We start from the raw sequence: 4,402 nt of genomic DNA on the forward strand, positions 1-4,402 counted from the left end.
AAGGCCTCCGGCCCGCTAGCGCAAGCAGTAGAAATAGATGGTAATAGAAGCCACGACTGCTATCGGCCCTCTGGGGATGGAGCTTAGCGGACTTGAACCGCTGACCCCTTCAATGCCATTGAAGTGCTCTACCAACTGAGCTAAAGCCCCAATCACTTGGCTTCGAGCCAGAATCCCGCTCAAGGATCCTACCCTCTACTCCAGCTTACACTGGCAACCTGCAGAAGATGCCTCAGCGGTAAAAAACGCTGGAACCTGATCGTAAATAAGTGGAGGATCCTTGTCAATAGCTTGGATGGCTCAACCGAGATGAGGAGTTTGCTTGGTTCTCAGCCTTTTGGTGTCAGACGTTGCGAGAAGCCCGCGGGGTGGTAGAACGGAGTCAGTGGCAATTGAGGGGCCTGTGACACAAGAAACTCAGCTTAACCGCATTTTGGCGGCTTCTTTGCTGGTCGTCTGCCTTATTGCGGCCATTGTCGGGGGCACGCGCCCTGCCCCAGAGCCTACCCGAGGCGGGGTTGGCCTAGAGGCCGCACGGGGGGCGGATCGCATCGAGGTGGTCACCCTGGAAGGAACGATAGGCGGCCCAGGGGGTTCGACTTTGGTAGGCCTGCCCACTTCTCCTGTGGAACAGTTGCGGGAGGCAGCACGGGATCCCTCTGTCAAGGCTGTATTGCTGCGCATCAACAGTCCCGGCGGAGCTGTGGGATCCAGCCAGGAACTCTACCGTGCCGTAACTGCTCTGCACGAGGCGGACAAGCCGGTGATCGCTATCCTAGAAAACATTGCTGCCAGTGGGGGGTACTACGTGGCCAGCGCTGCCGACAAAATCTATGCCAACCCCGGCACCCTGACCGGCAGCATAGGGGTTATCATCAGCGGCCTCAGCTTTGGTAAGCTGCTGGAAAACTACGGGATAGAGCCGCAGACCTTCAAAACCGGCGAGTACAAAGACCTTCTCTCTCCTTTCCGCAGTGCCACTCCTCAAGAGCAGCGCCTTCTGCAAAACTTGGTGGAGGATACCCTCGAGCAGTTCATTCGCGATGTGGCCCAAGGACGCCAGCACTTGCCAGAGAAGGCAGATGAGGTGCTGGAGGCGGAGATGATCGCGCGGCGGCAGAGCTTGGATGAAGCCCGGGTGCGACAGTTGGCCGATGGGCGCATCTTCACCGGGGCACAGGCTGTGGAGGTGGGCTTGGTGGATGCTTTGGGGGGCTACACCGAAGCGGTGGAGGATCTGCGGCGCATGACCGGGGATCCCTCTTTGTCGCCGGCGGGTGAGGGAGAGGGCTTCCAACGAGTCCTGCGACGCCTGTTAAGCCAAGGACTGTCCTCGCAAAGGCAAGCCGCTTGGCTGGGCCGGCTGTTGGAGAGCAACGAGGCTGTTGGGATCCCAGACGTGCCGTTGCTGTGGATGGCGCCGGAGTGGACTTTGCGCTAAACCTAAATCTAATCAGGACGGGTTTTGGGTGTGGGGGGTGAACGGTGAATCGAGAACCGGTCGCGCCGGCGGCGCAGGGCACTTTGAGAGCGGCTGCTCCGGGGGTGCAGGGCAATACTTGGAGAGAGGGATCCCAGAAGGCCAATTCCTTGGCGGAGCTGGATTGGGCCATCGACCTGGAGCTGTTGACCAGTCGGGCTTGGGTGGAAATTGACGCAGCCCAGCTGCGAGAAAACCTGCGGCTGTTGCAGAGGCGCCTAGGCTCAAACGTCGAGATCTGGGCGGTGGTGAAGGCCAATGCCTACGGGCATGGGGCGCAGTTGGTGGCTCCCGTGGCTGTTGCGGCTGGGGCCAAGGGGCTATGTGTGGCCACCCTGGCCGAAGGGATCGAGTTGCGGCAAACGGGGCTGCAGGCTCCGGTTCTGGTGTTGGGAGCTTTGAATACTTGGGCGGAGCTACAGCAGGCCATGGCAGCCCGGCTGGAGGTCAGCCTCACCTGCACAGACCAAATCCCGCTGATGCGCCAGGTAGCCCGTTGGGCCGGGCGCCCCGTCCCGGTGCATGTCAATGTGGATACGGGTATGACCCGTTTGGGGATCCCCTGGAAGGAAGCTGCAGCCGTGTGGGGGCAGATTTGTCGGATCCCGGAGCTGGAAGGCTGTAGCTTGTTTTCCCATTTGGCGACGGCGGACGAGCCCCATTCTCCAGTCATGGAACAGCAGCACGCCCGCTTTGCCCAGGTGGTGGAACAGATCCGCCAAGCCGGGGATCCCTTACCGGCGCTGCATCTGGATAACTCAGCCGGTGCTTTAACCCATCTCCACTACTCCCGTGTGCGTTTGGGGTTGGTCCTCTATGGCCTGTCCCCTGCCCCCCACTTGCCGGTGCCAGGTCTGCAGCCGATTCTGCGGCTCAAGGCGCGGCTGTCCCACATCCAAACTGTGCCTGCTCAAACTGGCGTGAGCTATGGGCATCGCTACATCACCTCTCGCCCCAGTCGCATTGCCACTCTGGCCATCGGCTATGCGGATGGGATCCCACGGCGGCTTTCCGGCTGGCTGCGAGGATGGGTGCGCGGCGGCTTGATCCAACAGGTGGGCACAATCACGATGGATCAATGTATGTGGGATGTAACCGAGAGGCCGGATATCCAGGTGGGGGATGTGGTGGAGCTGCTGGGCCCCAATCTGGCAAATGCGGGTTTATCTGTGCAGGATTGGGCCGATCAGTTGGGTACTATTCCCTATGAGTTGCTGTGTGGACTTTCTGCCCGTCTGCCAAGAGTGTTGGTTAATTCTCTGGGTTTTGATGATGCCTGACACGACAGATTGGATTGCCTCAAGCACGGATAGGAGCGGGCCAGAGGCTGTTCGCGTCGGCAGCAGAGGGCTTGACTTGACGTGTCAACAGAGAGTAGAGCAGCATCGAAGGTAATCGAGGGCACTCCTGATCACTGAAAACAGTGACTTGGCGGCGGGTTCGGTTCCCATTGGGAGGTAGCGATGGCGGAGCAACATAAGCCTCTGAAGAGCCTGGAAAATCAAATGGAACGGGCTGTTCTGGAGATGGTCAATGAAATCCTGCTGATGGAGAGTCAACAGCGCTACTGCTTCTGCGAGAAATTCTGTAACGATGCTGCCGCCCTGGCTTTGAACAACCTCCAGCCTCGATACGCCACCAGTTTTCACGGCTCTCTCCGAACTTTAGAAGCCATTCAAGCGGATCAGGAGTTGCAGAGGCTGATCCGGTTGGAGGTGGTGAAGGCCATGGACAAGGTGGCGGCCAATCCCCGTTGCCCGGAGCCTGAATGTCCTTTGCTGCTGCGCGACGCCGAGACGATAGAGTTAGAACTGGCCCCTAGCGACAATTGAAGGAATGGCTCTGATGGAGCTGCGCTCCGCTGGCGCGAACGTTTCCCCTTCGCCGGTGGCCTTCCTCGGCCCTGCTGGAACCTACACAGAGTTAGCAGCTTTGCTGGCCTGCCCTGAGCAGCCTCACCTGCACAGCCAGGGATCCCACCCCTTAGTGCCTTATCCAACGATCAGCGCCTGTCTAGAGGCGGTAGCTGTCGGCCAGCAACAATGGGCGGTGGTGCCGGTGGAAAACTCGGTGGAGGGGGGGGTCTCGATGACCTTAGACGCCCTCTGGCAACTGGAGGGGCTAGGGATCCGGCAGGCGCTGATCCTGCCCATTCGCCATGCCCTCATCGGACGTGCCTCGCGGTTGGAGCAAATTGAGCAGGTCTACTCCCACCCGCAAGCTTTGGCCCAATGTCAGGCTTGGCTGAGATCCCATCTGCCCCAGGCCACTTTGATCCCAACCCGCTCGACCACCGAAGAATTGGATCGCCTGCAGGAGCAGCCCAGCGCCGCCGTCATCGCCTCAGAACGAGCTGCCACCCTCTACCAACTGCCGGTCTTGGCCTGCCCGATCAACGATCACCCCGACAATTGCACTCGCTTTTGGGTTATTGGCCGTGCGCCGCTCTCGCGTTCCGGTCAACAGGGTGAAACCTCTGCCGATCCTGCTTCTCCGGGGGGATCCCATACTTCCTTAGCCTTCAGCCTCCCCCACAACGTGCCGGGAGCGCTGCTGAAACCTCTGCAAGTGTTTGCGGAGCGAGGCCTGAATATGTCTCGCATTGAGTCGCGCCCCACCAAAAAATCGGCAGGGACGTATGTCTTTTTTGTCGATCTGGAGAATCCTGTTGGCCAGCCCTATCTGGATGCCGAGGTGGTTGCGGCGCTGGAATCAATTGCTGAAACCTTGAAGCTCTTCGGCAGCTACCCTGTGCATGACCTCTGCAAACAAGGGGATCTATCCCAAGTAGCAAAAGCCCTGCCCTCTGAGGGGAAAGCGCGTCCAGCGTAGCCAAGTCTTTCAAACCGTTGAATCCATCTGAGTCGTCAGGCCCGAAAGCTGGGAGCGACACCCGATAGAGTCATTTCAGGTTAGGGTGAG

The 4,402-nt window shown here is 59.5% G+C and carries 4 protein-coding genes and 1 tRNA gene; 4 read left to right on the forward strand and 1 reads right to left on the reverse strand.

What is annotated here, in order from left to right:
- Positions 1–77: 77 nt before the first annotated feature.
- Positions 78–150, reverse strand: a tRNA-Ala gene (locus NW819_RS02470).
- Positions 151–403: 253 nt separating this feature from the next.
- Between NW819_RS02470 and sppA the strand changes: the two genes are divergently transcribed.
- The 4 genes from sppA to pheA all read left to right on the forward strand — a co-directional run bounded on the left by sppA (position 404) and on the right by pheA (position 4,312).
- Positions 404–1,441, forward strand: coding sequence for a signal peptide peptidase SppA (gene sppA / locus NW819_RS02475; RefSeq protein ID WP_414351536.1), 1,038 nt, complete (start codon positions 404–406; stop codon positions 1,439–1,441).
- Positions 1,442–1,485: 44 nt separating this feature from the next.
- On the forward strand, positions 1,486–2,760 hold the full coding sequence (gene alr, locus NW819_RS02480; RefSeq protein WP_414412787.1) for an alanine racemase: 1,275 nt from the start codon (positions 1,486–1,488) through the stop codon (positions 2,758–2,760).
- Between the two features lie 183 nt (positions 2,761–2,943).
- The gene (locus NW819_RS02485) at positions 2,944–3,312 is read left to right on the forward strand and encodes a late competence development ComFB family protein (protein ID WP_414330167.1); all 369 of its coding nucleotides are present in this window, start codon (positions 2,944–2,946) and stop codon (positions 3,310–3,312) included.
- A 13-nt stretch (positions 3,313–3,325) separates the two neighbouring features.
- Positions 3,326–4,312, forward strand: a complete 987-nt coding sequence (gene pheA / locus NW819_RS02490; protein ID WP_414343247.1) for a prephenate dehydratase — start codon at positions 3,326–3,328, stop codon at positions 4,310–4,312.
- Positions 4,313–4,402: the final 90 nt, after the last annotated feature.

Source organism: Synechococcus sp. R8-2 (assembly GCF_047461715.1).
In the GTDB taxonomy this organism is placed as follows: Bacteria; Cyanobacteriota; Cyanobacteriia; order Thermostichales; family Thermostichaceae; genus Thermostichus.